The 16,957-nt window shown below is 64.9% G+C and carries 16 protein-coding genes and 1 pseudogene; 6 read left to right on the forward strand and 11 right to left on the reverse strand.

The window, feature by feature from the left end; all coding sequences use genetic code 11:
• The first annotated feature begins 48 nt into the window (after nucleotides 1–48).
• The 4 genes from thiD to R0382_RS05780 all read left to right on the forward strand — a co-directional run bounded on the left by thiD (nucleotide 49) and on the right by R0382_RS05780 (nucleotide 3,064).
• Complete coding sequence (gene thiD, locus R0382_RS05765) at nucleotides 49–876, forward strand: bifunctional hydroxymethylpyrimidine kinase/phosphomethylpyrimidine kinase (RefSeq protein WP_432723143.1); 828 nt, start codon at nucleotides 49–51, stop codon at nucleotides 874–876.
• A 103-nt stretch (nucleotides 877–979) separates the two neighbouring features.
• Nucleotides 980–1,915 (forward strand): AraC family transcriptional regulator, encoded by a 936-nt coding sequence (locus tag R0382_RS05770; protein WP_432723145.1) that lies wholly within the window; start codon nucleotides 980–982, stop codon nucleotides 1,913–1,915.
• Nucleotides 1,915–2,487 carry a chloramphenicol phosphotransferase CPT family protein gene (locus R0382_RS05775; RefSeq protein WP_432723147.1) on the forward strand — a complete coding sequence of 191 codons (573 nt, stop codon included), beginning with the start codon at nucleotides 1,915–1,917 and terminating at the stop codon, nucleotides 2,485–2,487. Before R0382_RS05770 ends, R0382_RS05775 begins: the two co-directional genes overlap by 1 nt.
• Nucleotides 2,488–2,560: 73 nt before the next feature.
• Entirely contained in the window at nucleotides 2,561–3,064 is a 504-nt protein-coding gene (locus R0382_RS05780; protein WP_432723149.1) for a DUF1993 domain-containing protein, read from the forward strand.
• A gap of 31 nt (nucleotides 3,065–3,095) precedes the next feature.
• On the opposite strand, the gene R0382_RS05785 is transcribed toward R0382_RS05780, so the two are convergent.
• From R0382_RS05785 to R0382_RS05795, 3 genes are all read right to left on the reverse strand, one after another.
• Nucleotides 3,096–3,617 (reverse strand): M15 family metallopeptidase, encoded by a 522-nt coding sequence (locus R0382_RS05785; RefSeq protein WP_432723151.1) that lies wholly within the window; start codon nucleotides 3,615–3,617, stop codon nucleotides 3,096–3,098.
• The gene (parC, locus tag R0382_RS05790) at nucleotides 3,617–5,974 is read right to left on the reverse strand and encodes a DNA topoisomerase IV subunit A (RefSeq protein ID WP_432723153.1); all 2,358 of its coding nucleotides are present in this window, start codon (nucleotides 5,972–5,974) and stop codon (nucleotides 3,617–3,619) included. The genes R0382_RS05785 and parC overlap by 1 nt, the downstream gene beginning before the upstream one ends.
• 95 nt (nucleotides 5,975–6,069) lie before the next feature.
• Nucleotides 6,070–6,903 carry a transporter substrate-binding domain-containing protein gene (locus tag R0382_RS05795; RefSeq protein ID WP_432723155.1) on the reverse strand — a complete coding sequence of 278 codons (834 nt, stop codon included), beginning with the start codon at nucleotides 6,901–6,903 and terminating at the stop codon, nucleotides 6,070–6,072.
• A gap of 704 nt (nucleotides 6,904–7,607) precedes the next feature.
• On the opposite strand from R0382_RS05795, the pseudogene R0382_RS05800 reads away from it, so the two are divergent.
• Nucleotides 7,608–8,096 (forward strand): annotated as a pseudogene (locus R0382_RS05800) (methyl-accepting chemotaxis protein); the annotation flags it as partial.
• Here R0382_RS05800 and R0382_RS05805 read toward each other — a convergent pair.
• The 4 genes from R0382_RS05805 to R0382_RS05820 form a co-directional block, all read right to left on the reverse strand.
• Nucleotides 8,069–8,746, reverse strand: a complete 678-nt coding sequence (locus R0382_RS05805) for a GNAT family N-acetyltransferase (protein ID WP_432723156.1) — start codon at nucleotides 8,744–8,746, stop codon at nucleotides 8,069–8,071. The pseudogene R0382_RS05800 and the gene R0382_RS05805 sit on opposite strands and share 28 nt — an antisense overlap.
• 226 nt (nucleotides 8,747–8,972) lie before the next feature.
• The gene (gene parE, locus R0382_RS05810; protein WP_432723158.1) at nucleotides 8,973–10,946 is read right to left on the reverse strand and encodes a DNA topoisomerase IV subunit B; all 1,974 of its coding nucleotides are present in this window, start codon (nucleotides 10,944–10,946) and stop codon (nucleotides 8,973–8,975) included.
• A 245-nt stretch (nucleotides 10,947–11,191) separates the two neighbouring features.
• Nucleotides 11,192–12,517, reverse strand: coding sequence for a tRNA uridine-5-carboxymethylaminomethyl(34) synthesis GTPase MnmE (gene mnmE / locus R0382_RS05815; RefSeq protein ID WP_432723159.1), 1,326 nt, complete (start codon nucleotides 12,515–12,517; stop codon nucleotides 11,192–11,194).
• Nucleotides 12,518–12,793: 276 nt separating this feature from the next.
• Nucleotides 12,794–13,678 carry a helix-turn-helix domain-containing protein gene (locus R0382_RS05820; RefSeq protein ID WP_432723161.1) on the reverse strand — a complete coding sequence of 295 codons (885 nt, stop codon included), beginning with the start codon at nucleotides 13,676–13,678 and terminating at the stop codon, nucleotides 12,794–12,796.
• A gap of 107 nt (nucleotides 13,679–13,785) precedes the next feature.
• On the opposite strand from R0382_RS05820, the gene R0382_RS05825 reads away from it, so the two are divergent.
• On the forward strand, nucleotides 13,786–14,427 hold the full coding sequence (locus tag R0382_RS05825) for an HAD-IA family hydrolase (RefSeq protein WP_432723162.1): 642 nt from the start codon (nucleotides 13,786–13,788) through the stop codon (nucleotides 14,425–14,427).
• Nucleotides 14,428–14,487: 60 nt separating this feature from the next.
• Here the strand turns inward: R0382_RS05825 and yidC are convergent, their stop codons facing one another.
• Genes yidC through rpmH form a run of 4 tightly spaced genes read right to left on the reverse strand, consistent with a single transcriptional unit; the run spans nucleotide 14,488 to nucleotide 16,896 of the window.
• Nucleotides 14,488–16,134 (reverse strand): membrane protein insertase YidC, encoded by a 1,647-nt coding sequence (gene yidC / locus R0382_RS05830; protein ID WP_432723164.1) that lies wholly within the window; start codon nucleotides 16,132–16,134, stop codon nucleotides 14,488–14,490.
• A gap of 15 nt (nucleotides 16,135–16,149) precedes the next feature.
• The gene (yidD, locus tag R0382_RS05835; RefSeq protein ID WP_432723166.1) at nucleotides 16,150–16,371 is read right to left on the reverse strand and encodes a membrane protein insertion efficiency factor YidD; all 222 of its coding nucleotides are present in this window, start codon (nucleotides 16,369–16,371) and stop codon (nucleotides 16,150–16,152) included.
• Nucleotides 16,371–16,742 (reverse strand): ribonuclease P protein component, encoded by a 372-nt coding sequence (gene rnpA, locus R0382_RS05840; protein WP_432723167.1) that lies wholly within the window; start codon nucleotides 16,740–16,742, stop codon nucleotides 16,371–16,373. Before rnpA ends, yidD begins: the two co-directional genes overlap by 1 nt.
• Nucleotides 16,743–16,761: 19 nt before the next feature.
• The gene (rpmH, locus tag R0382_RS05845) at nucleotides 16,762–16,896 is read right to left on the reverse strand and encodes a 50S ribosomal protein L34 (protein WP_432723169.1); all 135 of its coding nucleotides are present in this window, start codon (nucleotides 16,894–16,896) and stop codon (nucleotides 16,762–16,764) included.
• Between the last annotated feature and the right edge of the window lie 61 nt (nucleotides 16,897–16,957).

The following is a 16,957-nucleotide window of genomic DNA, read 5'->3' on the forward strand; positions in this document are numbered from 1 at the left end:
TCGCGTCGTTTAGAATCGGAATTCTACCCCAATCGGTTCCGACCCCCCATGAATGCCGCCCCTCCGCTCGTGCTGACCTTTGCCGCCAATGATCCGTCGGGCGGTGGCGGCATGTCGGCCGATCTGCTGACGCTGGCGGCGCTCGGCTGCCATGCGCTGCCGGTCATTACCGCGCTTACCGTGCAAGACAGCGCCGGATTGCAGGAGTTTCAGCCGGTCGATCCCGAGTGGTTGCACGACCAGGCGCGCTATGTGCTTGAGGACGCCGAAGTCGACGCGATCAAGGTCGGCATGGTCGGCAGTGTCGAGGGTCTGACGGTGCTCGCCGAGATCGCCGCCGATTATCCGGATGTACCGCTGATCCTCGATCCGGTGATGCCACGCGGTCACGGCGACGACATGGCGGCCGACGAATACATCGCCGCCTTGCGCGAACTGCTGGTGCCGCACTCGCTGATCGTCACGCCGAACCAGCACGAGGCACGACTACTGGCGAGCGACGATGCCGACGAGCAGGAAGACCTGCCGCTCGACGCTGCGGCCAACCGCATCATCCAGCTCGGTTGCGAATACGTGCTGATCACCGGCGCGCAGGCGCAGACGCCGAAGATCAACAACGCCTTGTTCAGCCAGAACGGCCGGATGCGGACCGACAGCTGGGATCGCTTGCCCGGACGTTTCCATGGCGCCGGCGCGACGCTGGCGGCGGCGATCGCCGGTGCGCTGGCCAATGGCGTCGAGCTGGGCCAGGCGGTCCGCGATGCGCAGGAATACACCTGGCAGACGCTCAAGCACGCCTTTCGTCCCGGCATGGGCCAGATGCTGCCGGACCGGATGTTCTGGGCGCGCAGCCACGACGAAGACGCCAAGGAATAGCCCGCCGTTTCACGTGGAACAATGTCCGGCGGGCTAGTCGTTCGGCGGCGCTTGCGGCATCCTAGAGGCTACCGGCCTCTCCGGGCCGGCAAGGATGACCGCGATGAACGCTCCCGTACCGAATTACATTCCCGTCGTGTCCCGTCAGCCGCACCGGCTGATTCCGTGCCCGCGGCTGGAGCGCGCGGTCGACCGGATGGTGCGCGAAATGGCGTCGCCGCTGACGCTGGCCGATCTGGCCGACGCCGCACATTACTCGCCGTGGTATCTGGTCCGGCGGTTTCAGAACCGCTACAACACCACGCCGCAGGCTTTCCTGTGGAAGACCCGGCTCGAGACCGCCGCATCGCTGCTGCACTGGGCGCCGCATCTGCCGATCGGTGAAGTCGCACGCCAGGTCGGTTTTTCGTCGGCGGCCACCTTCAGTCGTGCCTTCCACCGCGAGTTCGGCTTCACCCCGAGCGCCTGGCGCAAGGGCGAGCCCGAGACGCGCGACTGGCTGAAGCAGACCTTGGGCCCCAAGAGCTACCGGCCCGGTGGCCGGGTCGCAGGTACCGCCGCCGACTACGTCTGGTCGTTCGACGAGATTGCCGCGAAGATCGCCATCGAGGATTGGCCGGCGATGCGTTGCCTGTACCAGCGCGAGGTCGGCGACTACGGTCCGCACCTGAACGAAATGTGGATCCAGTTCGGCAATTTCTGTCACCGCAACCAGCTCGACAGGGACTTCTGGTACGGGCTGATCTGGAACGATCCGGGTACGACACCGGCCGGTCGGCGGCGCTACGATTCCGCGGTACAGATCGAAGAGGCGACGCGGATTCCGCGCGGTTATGGCGAGTGCCGTTTGCCCGGGGGCCGCTGGGCGGTGTTTAGTTTCTACGGCCCCACCGATGATATCGGCCCGCGCTGGCGCGACCTGATGCAGGTGTGGCTGCCGCTCGCCGGCCTGACGCCGGACCCGGTCCGGCCGCGGGTCGAACGTTACCGTTCCTGCTTCGGCGATGGTCATATCGACCTCTGTCTGCCGGTGCTCTGATGTTGCCGCAGGTCATCGTACTCAACGGTTGCAGTTCGGCCGGCAAGTCGTCGCTGGCGCGGGCGCTGCAGGAAAGGTTGCCCGAGCAGTATCTGTACTTCGGCATCGACCAGGTGCTGGCGGCACTGCCGCAATCGGACTGGCAGCGGATGTGTCGTGGCGAAGCAATCACGCGCGCCGGCTATGACTGGGCGACGCTGGTGCGCGGCTACCATTTCTGTCTGCCGGGTTTGCTGCAGGCCGGCAACCGGCTGATCATCGACAACGGCTGGTGCGAACGCGACGAGAAACGCGAACTGCTGACCGAGCTGGCCGGCTACGCCATCGTGCTGATCGCCGTGCACTGCGATCCCGATATCGCCGGTGCGCGAGAGTCGGCACGCGGCGATCGTGCGTCGGGTCTGGCCGCCTGGGAGGCGCCGCGGGTGCACGCTGACTGGGTGTATGACCTCAACGTCGATACCGGGGTCAACGACGCCGAGGCTTGCGCCGATGCGCTGGCGGCCCGGCTGGTCGAGACCCGGCATTGGGGCGCCGCTGCCGACAGCCTGGAACGGCTCAATCTGGGCTGAACGCCCGGCCCTTCCGGGCTAACATGAAGCTCCCCATCCATTTGGACCACGGGTCCACGTCCGAGGCGTTTTCATGTCCCTGAGCTATTTTCAGCTGTCCGTGCCGGTCTATGTGCGCCTGCTCGGCAATCTGTCGCACCTGCTCGACCGTGCCGCCGACTATTGCAGCGAGCTGCAGATCGACGAGACGGTGCTGCTGCAAAGCCGGCTGTTCCCGAATATGCACCCGCTGCTCAAGCAGGTGCAGATTGCCACCGATCAGGCCAAGGGCAGCATCGGCCGGCTGTCCGGCATCACCCCGCCGAAATTCGACGATGGCGAAACGAGTATTGCCGAGCTGCGCGAACGCATCGGCGCGGTGCTGGCCTATCTGGAAACGATTCCGGCCGACGCGCTTGACGATACCGCCGGCAAGACGATCACGCTGCCGTGGATGGCCGATCATCCGATGCGGGGTGAGTTCTACCTGCTGAACTTTGCTTTGCCGAACGTCTATTTCCACCTGACGACGACGTACAACATCCTGCGCCACAACGGTGTGCCGCTCGGCAAGATGGACTTCATCGGCGAAGTCTGATCGCAAAAAAGCCGGCAGATGCCGGCTTTTTTCATGGCTGATGGCACCAGTGCCACGGCTCGTAGATATAGCCGTTCGGATTGCCGCGCGGGAAAGACAGCGCAAAGCCGAAGCGGCCGGCATTGGCTTGCAGCCAGGCAAACGCCGCGGTGGTCTCGAACGCCTCTTCCAGCACCGGTCCGCCCGGTTCGTAGACGTCGACGGCGCGGCCGGTGTGATGTTCGCTGCAGCCCGGTGGCGCTAGCCGTTCGAGCACGTCGGCGATGGTTTCGCCGCGATCCAGTTTGCTGCGGATCAGGTCGCCCTGGCGCCCGATGCCGCGCCACGCCGAGGCGATCCGCAGCAGCACGCCGTCGTCGGCAGCCGCCTGGCGCATCGCACACCAGGCACTGCACGCAGCGGGCGCCAGCCGCCATTCGCGGCCGTCGTCGCCGATTTCGGCGATCATCAGCGCATCGGCTTCGTCGTAGATCGTCAGCCGCTTGGCGGCAATGACGGCCTCTTCGATGCCGAGCGAAGACCACAGGGCGGCGAGCTGCGGTGCGAGTGGCATCAGAAGCCCGGCAGCTTGAGCGCGATCGGTTTGCCCTTGCGCGCGCGCTTGCCGACATAGGGCGCCATGCCGTTGGCGTCGAGGATCAGCTCGGTGGTCTTGCCGCCGCGTCCGGCACCGGTGAGTTTGAGCGTCTCGCCATCGCAGACGGTGATGCCGGCGAGTTCGTCCTTGTCGTCGAGCGCCATCGTGATCACGCCACGGCCGCCGCCGGCGAGTTGCTTGAATTCGCTGTACGGGAACAGATGCAGTTTGCCGGCCTTGGACAGGCAGGCGACCAGCGATGTTTCACGTGGAACAAAGGTCGCCAGCTTGAGGATGGTTTCGCCATCGTCGACGCTGACGAAGCTCTTGCCGGCCTTCTGGCGGCTCAAGAGATTGTCGAACTGGCAGGCGAAGCCGTAGCCCGACGAGTTGGCGATCACCAGCCATTCGTCGCCGGCGGCGGTAAACAGCTGGACGATGCGGCTCTTGGCTGCGAGTTCGACCAGCGTGGTCACCGGCACGCCGTCGCCGCGGCCGCCCGGCACCACGGCGGCCTGGATCGTATAGACGCGGCCGTCGGAGGCGATCAGTGCGACGTTGTCGACGGTGCGGCATTCGATCGCTGCCAGCAGCTTGTCGCCGTCCTTGAAGCTCTGGCTGGCGAGGTCGATGCCGTGGCCCTGACGCGAGCGCATCCAGCCTTTCTCGGACAGGATCAGCGTCGTCGCTTCGTCGACGACCGAGACTTCGATCACCGCCTTCTCGGCTTCCTCGATCAGCGTGCGGCGCGGGTCGGCGAACTTCTTGCGGTCGGCTTCGATCTCCTTGACGATCAGTTTCTGCATCGCTGCGGCATTGCCAAGCAGGTGTTCGAGGCCTTCCTTCTCGGTCATGAGATCGGCCAGTTCCTGCTCGATCCGGATGCCTTCGAGCCGTGCCAACTGGCGCAGGCGGATTTCGAGAATGTCTTCGGCCTGCCGGTCGGACAGATTGAAGCGCGCGATCAGCGCAGCCTTCGGTTCGTCCGATTCGCGGATGATGCGGATCACCTCGTCGATGTTCAGGAAAACGACCATCCGGCCTTCGAGGATGTGGATGCGGTCGTTGACCTTGCCGAGCCGGTGTTCGGTGCGACGGCGTACCGTGTCGAAGCGGAACGAGATCCACTCTGCAATCAGGTCGCGCAGGCTCTTCTGCCCCGGCCGGCCGTCGCGGCCGATCGCGACGATATTGATCGACAGATTGGTTTCGAGCGAGGTGTGCGCAAGCAGCTGGGTCATCAGGTCGTCGGCGTTCTGTCGTGACGACTTGGGCTCGAATACCAGCCGCACCGGCTGATCCTTGCCCGATTCGTCGCGGACGCGGTCGAGCGCCGACAGCAGCAGTTTCTTGGTCTGATCCTGCTCCTGCGTCAGCGCCTTCTTGCCCTTCTTGATCTTCGGATTGGTCAGCTCCTCGATCTCTTCGAGCACCTTCTGCGACGAGGTGCCGTGCGGCAGCTCGGTGACGACGATCTGCCACTGGCCGCGTGCAAGCTCTTCCTTTTCCCAGCGGGCGCGGGTCTTCAGGCTGCCACGGCCGTTTTCATACGCGGCAACGATGTCCTTCTTGGCCGAGATGATCTGGCCACCGCCGGGCAGATCCGGCCCCTGGATGTATTCGAGCAGCGCGGCGGTGTCGAGGCCCGGTTGCCTGATCAGCGCGATTGCCGCATCGGCGACCTCGCCGAGATTGTGCGGCGGGATTTCGGTCGCCATGCCGACGGCGATGCCCGACGCGCCGTTGAGCAGCAGCATCGGCAGCCGCGCCGGCAGCAGCACCGGTTCGTCGAAGGCGCCGTCGTAGTTCGGGATGAAGTCGGTGGTACCGGCGTCGAGTTCGGACAGCAGCAGTTCGGCGATCGGGCTCAGCCGCGCTTCGGTGTAGCGATAGGCGGCGGCACCGTCGCCGTCGCGCGAGCCGAAGTTGCCGTGACCGTCAACCAGCGGGTAGCGCAGCGAGAAGTCCTGCGCGATCCGCACCAGCGCGTCATAGGCCGACTGGTCGCCGTGCGGGTGGAATTTACCCAGTACGTCACCAATGATCCGTGCCGACTTCACCGGCTTGGACGTCGCCGTCAGCCCCATCTCGTGCATCGCGTACAGCAGCCGGCGCTGCACCGGTTTCTGGCCATCCTCGACCTGCGGCAGCGCGCGGCTCTTGACCACGCTCATCGCGTATTCGAGATAGCTGCGCTCGGCGTACAGGCCAAGCTGCACCGATTCGCCGTCGTCGGGGGCTTGGGCCGAGACGGCGGCGCTGATGTAGCGACGGTTGCCGCCGTCGTCGGCGGTCAGGGTTTCTGGGACGGGCTGTGCGTCGAAATCGGACATGGATGGCACTGGGATGATTCGGTCAGAGCGCATTGTAGCCCGATGGCCGCCGTCGTTTCACGAACGTTCCACGTGAAACGTTCGTGAACAGGCGCTTACTGTTCGAGCACCCGGAACACGAAGTAGCGGTTCTGCAGCTGCGCATGCGTGCCGTTGGCGATCAGCGCGCGCAAAGCGGTATTGAATTCGTCGCGCAGCGCCGTTTTGCCCGCCGGCAAGGCGATTGCTTCGCCCTGCCCCAGCCAGCGGCTGCCCTGCACCTTGCCGCCGACGATTTCGAACTGCGCGGCGTGGCCGGGCTTGCGCAGGAAATCGGTCAGCACGGCGCTGTCGCCGAACACGACGCCGATCTTGCCCGCTTCAAGCGCGGTGAAGCTGTCTTCGGCCGACGCGAAGCGCTCGACCTTGACGTGGCCCGGCTCGATTTCGTGCTTGAGGTAGTCGGCAAACGTGGTGTCGGCGGCGACGCCGACGGTCTTGTCGCGCAGGCGCTCGGCGGTCAGCACCGGCCAGACGATGTGCTGATCCTTGCGGGCAATGTAGGCGCCCGGTACCCGGGTATAGACGTCGGTGAACAACACCTGCTTTTCACGCTCGGGCGTGATCGACATCGACGAGATGATCGCGTCGGCATCACCACGGCTCAGCACCGGGATCAGCTGATCCCAGTCGTAGCGTTTGAATTCGCACCGGGCGTTCATTTGCGTACACAGGGCGTTGGCGATGTCGATGTTGAAACCGGCGAGCTGCTTGTTGTCGTCCAGATGTTCGAACGGCGGGTATTTGCCTTCGAGCGCGATGCGCAGCGTGCGTTGCGGCTTGGCCGGCTCGGCGACCGCAACCGCGGTCGGCTGCGGCTGGTTGAAATACCAGGCAGCGGCGGCGGCAATGGCGGCAAGTGCGGCGCCGGTGACAATGAGTTTGTTCATGGATCATTCCGAAGCGGATCAGGCCGACATTCCAGTGGTGGAATCTAAATCCTGAGCAAGAAAGCTTATGTTAATTTTGATGTCATGTTACGGCCGTCGAGGCCGGGTCAGACTTGGCGATATCCCCAGCTTGCCCGCCGTTCGCTTGCTGGACGCGTTGTCGCCGATTGGACAACAGTATCAGTCGTCCCTGATGCATCAGGCATGACGGTCGCGGCATACTGACGCTCGGATTGGTGTACAGGCAAGCTGCACGTGTGCAGTAAGAAAATGGAGGCGATATGGGGTTGGGCGAATGGTTCGGCAGCAAGAACGGACACACGGCGCTGCAGGACGAAGTGCGCGCGTTGCGGGCCGAGAATGTACGGCTCAAGGCGCTGGTCGACAAGCACGACCGCGATACGACCTTCCTGAGCCAGATCACCCCGGTTCGTGCCGAGCCGCCGCTCGTGCGGCTTGCGCCGGTGCTGACGCAGCACGACAAGGGCATGGCGACAGTCGCTCAGTTGCTGGCCGGTGTGGCTGACGACGCGTCGGCCTTGCGCGAACAGGCCGGCAGCCTGATGCAAAGGACCGCGCACGGCGCCACGGCCGTCGCTGCGGCGCGCGAACGACTGGCCGGGCTGGATACGACCACCGTACGCTGTCGCGACGACATTGACGCCCTCGACGGCCAGTCGTCGGACATCACCCGCTTCGTGCAGATGATCAAGGAAATCGCCGATCAGACCAATCTGCTGGCGCTGAATGCCGCCATCGAGGCCGCGCGTGCCGGTGAAGCCGGCCGCGGTTTCGCGGTGGTCGCCGACGAGGTGCGCAAGCTGGCCGAGCGCACCGGTTCCGCGACCAGCGAAATCACCGGCATCGTCGGTGCCATTCGCCAGCGGACCGGCGATGCACGCGACGGCATCGCCACGCTGGCCGCCGAGGTCAACGCCAGCCTGGTTCAGGTCGGCGAAGCCAGCGCGGATCTTGCGGCGCTCAGCGACGAAGCCACCAGCGTCTCGCAGGCCAGCCTGCAGTCGGCGCAGCAGGCCGACGATATCGGCCGGCGCTTTGCAGGGCTCGCGGCACGGCAGCAGCTGTTCCGTTCGCTGATCGACCCGTCGGCGCCGCTGCCGGCCGGCCATGACGCTGATCTGGTCCGGCGCTGGCGCGACGGCGATCACGACGCGATTTCGGCGCTCGGCTGACCCTCCCCTGCCGGGGCGGAGAGGGATTTCATCATCCGGAAACGCTCGATCCGTACGCCCTGGCGCTCGACCCATTCGGCCTCGAGCTGCGTGTAACCGAGCCTGACCAGCCTGGGCCGCAGCAGCCGGCTGGCCTCGGTACACAGCAGCAACGCACCGCGTATGCGCGCTTCGGCTTCGAGCGCGGCAATCAGCAGCGAGCCGATGCCCTGACCGATCCGGTCATGGCGCACGTAGAGCATGTCGAGGTGATCCGGCGTCGGCCCGAGATTGCCGAAGCCGACGATGAGGCCGGCGTCGACGGCAAGCAGAAACACCCCTGCAGGATCGACGATCGCCATCGCCATCGCCAGGCGCGTTGGCTCGGGCGTCGATGGCGACCATGCGGCGCATTCTTCCTCGCTGTACGCGGCGCGGCCGGCCCGGCGTACCGATTCATGCAATAGCGTTGCCAGCGCGGGGGCGTCGGCGGTCGCTGCTGGACGGATTTCAATCATGGTTGTTTCGGCATAGAGATTTGAAAGCGTGCCGGCCACGACGACTTTGCCGCGATGCGGCCCGTGTTCGGTCGCTGCCGCGGGGCCGGCGTCGGGCAAGCCATCGTCGGCTGTGTGTCTGGCGATATCGGCGACGCGGAACCGTTTGATCATCCCACTGCGCCGTGGTTCAGCCGGATGAAGGCGCCCTGAACGTAGACGCGGTCAAAGACCGGTGAGCTCTGCGGGTTGTCAGCCGGTCGCGTGTTGCGGCTTGTGTCCATGCCATCGCTGCGAGCATGAAACCGGGATTGCTGCGATGGCGCTGCCGTTTCATCTGCTCGGCCCGGCACGGCAAAACGCCCCGCGAACGGGGCGTTGTCGTCGCGATGGCCGGGACTCAGAGGTCGGCTTCGACTTCGTTGCCGCGCGCCTCGAGCCAGGCGCGGCGGCTGCTGGCTTCGCCCTTGCCCATCAGCATATTCATCAGCTCGCGCGTGTTCAGCGACACGTCGTCGGCGATGCCGACGCGCAGCACCCGGCGCGTGTCCGGATTCATCGTCGTTTCGAACAGCTGTTCGGCGTTCATTTCCCCGAGGCCCTTGAAGCGCGAAATGCTCCAGGCACCTTCGCGGACTTTCTCGGCACGCAGCTTGTCGAGCACGGCGCCGAGTTCGCCATCGTCGAGCGCGTAGAACTTGCGCGGCGGTTTCTGCTTGCCGCTGCCGGCCACGTCGACGCGGTATAGCGGCGGCTGGGCGACGTAGACATGGCCGTGGTCGATCAGCTTGGGGAAATGCCGGTAGAACAGCGTCAGCAGCAGCACCTGGATATGCGAGCCGTCGACGTCGGCGTCGGACATAATGATGATCTTGCCGTAACGCAGCCCGGACAGGTCCGGCTTGTCCTGCGGGCCGTGCGCGTCGACGCCGATGGCGACGGCGATGTCGTGAACTTCGTTGTTGGCGAAGATCTGGTCCTTGTCGACTTCCCAGGTGTTGAGCACCTTGCCGCGCAGCGGCAGGATGGCCTGGAAGTCCTTGTCGCGGCCCAGCTTGGCCGAGCCGCCGGCCGAATCGCCTTCGACCAGGAACAGCTCGCAACGCTCGCTCTCGTCCGAGGCGCAATCGGTCAGCTTGCCCGGCAGCACGGCGACGCCGGACGACTTCTTCTTCTCGACCTTCTGCGCACCCTTCTGCCGGCTTTGCGCGGCGCGGATGCACAGTTCGGCGAGCTTCTTGCCGAGTTCGACGTGCTGGTTCAGCCACAGCTCGAACGGCGATTTGACCATCGTCGACACCAGCTTGAGGCTGTCGCGGCTGGTGAGTTTGTCCTTGGTCTGGCCCTGGAATTGCGGGTCGAGCACCTTGGCGCTGAGCACGAAGGAGCAGCGGCCGAACAGGTCTTCGGGCAGCAGCTTGACGCCCTTGGGCAGCAGGCTGTGGAACTCGATAAAGGTCTTCACCGCCTGGAACACGCCGTCGCGCAGTCCCGATTCATGGGTGCCGCCGGCCGGCGTCGGAATCAGGTTCACATACGATTCGCGGTTGACCGGGCCTTCGAGGCTCCAGGTGAACGCCCACGCGCAGCCTTCGCCCGGTGCGAACGTCTCGTCGCCGTCGGCGGCGTACTTTTCGCCGCGCAGGATCGGCGTCAGGGTGTCGTAGCCGGCGAGCTGTTCGGTCAGATAGCCGGTCAGGCCGTCCGGATACGTCCATTCGCGGCGCAGGAACTCGCCGTTGGCCTGCTCGATGTCGAGGCTGACGACCAGGCCCGGCAGCAGCACCGCCTTGGACTTGAGCAGATGTTCGAGTTCGGCCGGCGGAATCACCGGTGAATCGAAGTACTGCGGGTCCGGCTTCACGGTCACCGTGGTGCCGGTGTCCTTCTTCGCGGCATTGCCGGTCACCGCCAGCGGTTCGATCACGTCGCCGCCGGCAAAGACGATCCGGTGCAGGGCGCCGTCGCGTTTGACTTCGACTTCAAGCCGCGTCGACAGCGCATTGGTCACCGACACGCCGACGCCGTGCAGGCCGCCCGAGAAGGCATAGGCACCGCCGTCCTTCTTGTCGAACTTGCCGCCTGCATGCAGCTGGGTGAACACCAGTTGCACCGCCGGCACGCCCTCTTCCGGATGGATGCCGACCGGAATGCCGCGGCCGTCGTCGCTGACGCGCAGGCTCTGGTCGCGCCATAGCGTGACCCGGATGGACTTGGCGTAGCCGCCGAGCGCCTCGTCGGCGGCGTTGTCGATGACTTCCTGGCAGATGTGCAGCGGATTGTCGGTACGGGTGTACATCCCCGGCCGATGCCGGACCGGATCGAGGCCCTTGAGGACCTTGACCGCGGATTCGTCGTAGCGTGGCGTGCTCATGGTTTCACGTGAAACATTGGATGCGGCGAGTCTAGCAAGCCGGTGGGTTTAGCAGAAGGCGGATTATTCAGCGCACAGGTGCAAATTTCTGTCGATGCCTGCGAGTGACACTTGAACGGTGTTTTGGCGATTTTGATCGATCTGCGGCCAACGTCGCTTAAAATGCATTGTTGAAAAATCGTCAATCATTCGATTATCTGTGTGTATCTAATGATATTAAGTCGTTAAATGCGCTTATTTGTCGTTTATTTTCCGATGCAAAACCGACTGAAAATGACGCCCAGCAGGTCATCGGACGTGAACGCGCCGGTAATTTCGCTCAAGGCGTTTTGTGCCAGCCGCAATTCCTCGGCAAACAGCTCGATCTGCAGATACGCCGCCTTGGCGTGATCCAGATGATCCTGGGCACGGCGGATCGCATCGAGGTGACGTTCACGGGCGATGAACACCGCGTCGCCCTCGCCCTGCCAGCCGACGCGCGCGAGCAACTGCTGCCGCAGCGCGGCCAGTCCGAGTCCGGCCTTGGCCGACACGCGAATGGCGTCATCGGCGCCGGCGGCTTCGCCGGTCAGATCGATCTTGTTGAACACGCGCAGCACCGGCAGCGTTGCCGGCAGCTGCGCCAGAATCGCCTGGTCGTGCGCGGTAACGCCTTCGCGGCTGTCGAGCAGCAGCAGCGCCAGATCGGCACGCCCGATCGCCGCCCAGGTGCGTTCGATGCCGATCTTCTCGACCACATCGTCGGTGTCGCGCAGGCCGGCGGTATCGATGATGTGGACCGGCACGCCGTCGAGCTGGATCAGCTCGCGCACCGTGTCGCGGGTGGTGCCGGCGATGTCGGTGACGATGGCGACGTCTTCGCCGGCCAGCGCGTTCATCAGGCTGGATTTGCCGACATTGGGCTGGCCGATCAGCACGATGTGCGCGCCTTCGCGCAAGAGCTTGCCCTGCGTCGCCGTCGCCAGCACCGCCTGCAGTTGTGCGGCGATGCCGCCCAGTTTGCCGCGGGCGTCGGCGGCTTCGAGGAAATCGATGTCCTCCTCGGGGAAATCGAGTGTCGCCTCGACCAGCATGCGCAAGGTGATCAGCTGGTCGACGAGCTGGTGGACTTCGCGCGAGAAAGCGCCATCGAGCGATTTGAGCGCCGAGCGTGCGGCGGCCTCGGACTGCGCGTCGATCAGGTCGGCGACGGCCTCGGCCTGCGCCAGATCGAGCTTGCCGTTCAGGAAGGCCCGCTTGCTGAATTCACCGGCCTCGGCGTGGCGGGCGCCGAGTTCGATACAGCGGTTCAGCAGCATCTTCAGCACCACCGGGCCGCCATGGCCCTGCAGCTCGAGCACGTCCTCGCCGGTGAACGAGTTCGGCCCCGGAAACCACAGCGCGATGCCTTCGTCGAGCACGGCGCCATTGGCCGCCCTGAAGCGGGCGAAATGGGCGTGGCGCGGTTTCAGCTGACGGCCGATCAGCGCCTGCGTCAGCGCCGGCAGGCCGGGGCCGGACAGGCGGATGACGCCGACGCCGCCGCGTCCGGGGGCGGTGGCGACGGCGGCGATCAGTTCGGATGTAGTCATGATGGTCTCAGAGCCTGTTCAATGTCTTTTCGCCACAGCGTTCGGGGCAGAGCCGAACGGCCAGCAAGGCGCAAAACGCGCTGCGGTACGGGTACCGCAAGCGATTTGCAACGTCGCGGGCCGCCGGCAATGCCCCGAACCCAAAGGGCCGGGCCGGAAAAAGGTCATTCACTGTGTTGTGCTCCTTGGAAATAACTGTTTATTGCCTGCGTCGCACGCCTTGTGCCTGACCTTTTTCCGGCCCGGCGCTGCGGCGAAAAGACATTGAACAGGCTCTCAGTCTGGATGGGCGTGATGATACGGGCTGGTCTTGCGGCCGTCGCGCAAGTGGTAATGGCGGCGGAACGCCGCCGGCGTCGTCGCCTTGTGGCGGGCGAACAGCCGGTAAAACTGCGCCGGACTGGGGAAGCCGCTCTGCTGGGCGACGATCTCGACCGGTAGCCGGGTGTTGATCAGCAGGTCGCAGGCATGGCCGATGCGCAGCTCGGCCAGGTAAGCGCTGACGCTGCCGAGCGGCTGCAGGGCGAACAGCCGCTTCAGCGTCGCGACGCTGGTGCTGGCGGCGCGGGCCAGCTCGGCCAGGCGGACCGGTTCGCGATAGTGCCGGTACAGGTGGTCGAGCGCGGCAGCCAGCCGCGGTTCGTCCGGCGGCGGCGTGACGACGGCGCCGATCCGGCGTACATCGGCGGCCAGGCGCAATTGCTCGAGCAGGCCCAGCAAGGCTTGCAGCCGCGCCGGGCCGCTGGCCTGCCGCAGTGCGCCGAACAGCGGCGCCGCGGCAGTCGCGCTTCGCGCGCCAAAAACCAGGCCGGCGTTGATGTCGCCGAGCCAGCGCGCGATCGCGTCGAGTTCGGGCAGCAAGGTGGCGACGTTGCCGAACCAGCCGGCGGTGAACTGGATGACTTCGACCTCGTGATGGCGGCCGTCGTCGCGCGCTTGAGCGTGCCAAGTGTGCGGTTGATTCGGCGCGACCAGCGCCAGATCGAGTTCGCCGAACGCTTCGACGTCGCTGCCGATGTAGCGCACGCCGCTGGCATGGCGGGTCAGCGTCAGCTCGAATTCGGGGTGGTAGTGCCACTGGAACGGCAACTGCTCGACGTCGAGGTATTCGAGCCGCCAGTGCTGTTCCCTCGGGTAATCCAGATGTTCGCGTATCAGCACCGTTGAAACCTGCCAGCCAGTTTGAGCTGATTGTAGAGAATGTTGCGCTGCTTGACGATGCCGCCTGCATCGAAGCGCATTACGCTTGCGTTTTGACGGAGAGGTTCATGACGATTTTTCATACCAAGGCCTTGCTGCTCGATATGGACGGCACGCTGGTCGATTCGACCCCGGGCGTCGAGAAAGGCTGGATTCGCTGGTGCACCGACCACGGCATCGAGCCGCAGACCGTGCTGGATATCTGCCACGGTTGTACATCCGAATATGTATTGGCCAAGGTCGCGCCGCATCTCGACGCGGCGACCGAGGCGGCGACCCTGGATGCACTGGAAATCGAATTTGCCGGCGAGGCGACGGTTCGCCCCGGCGTTGCCGAATTGCTGGCGGCGCTGCCGGCGGCGCGCTGGGCGCTGGTCACGTCGGCCGGGCGTGAAGTGGCCGAAACGCGCTTCAGGCTGGGAGCACTACCCTGGCCCGGCGTGGCCGTGGTGGCCGAGGACGTCAGCCAGGGCAAGCCGTCGCCGGAGCCGTATCTGAAGGCGGCCACGGCGCTTGGCATCGCGCCGCAGGACTGCATCGTTTTCGAGGATGCCGCCGCCGGCGTCGCCGCGGGTCTGGCGGCCGGTTGCCGGGTGGTGATCGTCGGCGATCACGTGCCGATGCAAGCCGGCGTCATTGCGCGTATCGCCGATTTCAGCGGCGTGACCTTGCAGCGCGAAGGTGACGACCTGATGCTGTCGCTGCCCTGAGCCGGCTGTCGCCATGAAAAAAGCCGCCCGAGGGCGGCTTTTTCTTGTTCACGAAAAACGTCACGAATTCTTCGCGAGCTTGTCTTCGTTTTCGACCTTGCGGGTGATGTACCACTGCTGGGCGATCGACAGGCAGTTGTTGACCACGTAGTACAACACCAGGCCGGCCGGGAAGAACAGGAAGAACACGCTGAACACCAGCGGCATGATCTTCATCATCTTCGCCTGCATCGGATCCGGCGGCGGCGGGCTCAGTTGCTGCTGGATGAACATCGACACCGCCATCAGCACCGGCAGCACGAAGTACGGATCCTTGGCCGACAGGTCGTGAATCCACAGCGCCCACGGTGCCTGGCGCAGCTCGACCGCGGCGATCAGCGCCCAGTACAGCGCGATGAACACCGGGATCTGTACCAGCATCGGCAGGCAGCCGCCGAGCGGATTGACCTTCTCGGTCTTGTACATCTCCATCACGGCCTGCTGGAACTTCATCTTGTCGTCGCCGTGACGCTCCTTCAGCTGCTCCATGCGCGGCGCGAGCTTGCGCATCTTCGCCATCGAACGGTAGCTGGTCGCGGCGAGCGGGTAGAACAGCGCCTTGATCATGATGGTCAGCAGGATGATCGCCCAGCCCCAGTTGCCGACGACCTTGTGGATCTGGTCGAGCACCCAGAACAGCGGCTTGGCGAAGATCGTGAAGATGCCGTAGTCCTTGACGAGGTCGAAGCCCGGCGCGATCTGGTCGAGCACGCGGGTTTCCTGCGGGCCGACGAAGAGCTCGACGGTCTTGTCGAACTTGGCGCCCGGCGCGATCTGCGGCAGCGCGGCGACGACGCCGGCCGAATACAGTCCGCCCGGCACGGCCTTCAGCTCGTAGCTGCAGGCGGTGTCGCCGCAGATGCCCGGCTTGTCCTTCGGCGAAGCGATCCAGGCGCTGGTGAAGTAATGCTGCACCATGGCGACCCAGCCGTCCTTGGCCGATTTCTGGTAGTCCGCTTCGTTCTTGTCGAGCTTGGCGAAGTCGACCTTCTGGAACTTGCCGGCGTCGGTATAGACGGCCGGACCGGTGAAGGTGTGCGTACCGAACATGCCGGTGCTGGTGCCTTCCGGCGACTTGCCGTCACGCAGCAGCCGGTAGTAGGCCTGCGCGGTCAAAGGCTTGCTGCCGCCGTTGACGATCTCATAGCGGACGTCGACGACGTAGGAATCGCGCTTGAAGGTGTAGATCTTCGCGACCTTGACGCCTTCGGGGCCGGCGGCCTCGAGTCGCACGTCGACCTTGTCCTGACCGTCGGCGAGCGCGTAGCTCGTCTGTGCCGCGGTGAAGGTGCTCTTGTGCGTCGGCAGGCCGTCGCCGATCAGGCCGGTTTGCGCCACATAGGTGTGGGCACCGTCGTCTTCGAGCAGCACGAAGGGCTTGGCCGGATCCAGCGTCGCGCCGTACTTGTTCAGGCTGACCTTGCGCAGATCGGCGCCGTTGCTATCGATTTCGGCGGTCAGCAGATCGGTCTTCACCGTGATCCGCGTGCCGTTGGCGAGCTTGCCGGTTTCCACTTGCGGGGCGGCCGGTGCGGCGCCCGCCGTGGCCGGGGCACTCGCCGCCGGTGGCGTATTCAGCTGCGGATATCGTTTCTCCATCCACTTCTGCCAGAAGAAGAGAATGCCGAACGAGACCGCGATGAAGAGAATCAGTCTTTTGGTGTCCATCGTGTACTCGGGAAGTCAGGGGACGGGGTCGTGACCGCAGCCGCCCCAGGGATGGCAGCGGCAAAGCCGGCGAATTGTAAGCCACCCGCCGCGCGCAACGCCATGTTTAACAATTGCCTCGCTCGCGTAATGCGAGCAGCTTGGCGTATAGCGGCAGCGGGGACCGATCAGCGGGCTGATGCACAACTGGTAGAAGCGGATCAGGCCGATTGCAAGTGCCTTGAGCATCGACGCCATCATCCCGGCTGCGCATGACGGGCGCGTTGCTTGAGGAACAGCTTCAGCAGCGCCTCTCTGGCGGCCTCGCCCTCTTTGCGGCCGAAGGCCTTGCGTGAACGGACGACCAGATCGAGCCCGGCGAGTTCGGCGGCATGCAACCGGAAGACCTCGCGCGTGCTGCGGCGGATGTAGTTGCGTACCACCGCGCGCTTGTCGGTCTTGCGGCCGACGACCATGCCAAGGCGTGCGTGCGTCAAGCCGTTCGGCCGCGCCAGCACCTGGAAATAATCGTTGCTCGCCGACGAGCGCAAACTAAAAACGGATGAATAATCATCCGTTTTCAGCAGGCGCAGTACCCGCGGGAAGCCGTAGCGAAGAGCGGGCGCCATGCCGGCGCTTCCGGTCTGCTTAAGCCGACAGGACAGCGCGGCCCTTGGCGCGGCGCGCAGCGATCACATTGCGACCGCCGTTGGTTTTCATGCGGGCGCGGAAACCGTGGGTGCGCTTGCGGCGAATGGTAGACGGCTGGAAAGTACGTTTCATGACTAGAATTCCTGAGCGGACTAAATCGACAGTAAACCATTGATTCCACAATAAAGCCAAG

Origin of the sequence: Jeongeupia wiesaeckerbachi, assembly GCF_050916355.1 — a bacterium.
In the GTDB taxonomy this organism is placed as follows: domain Bacteria; phylum Pseudomonadota; class Gammaproteobacteria; order Burkholderiales; family Chitinibacteraceae; genus Jeongeupia; species Jeongeupia wiesaeckerbachi.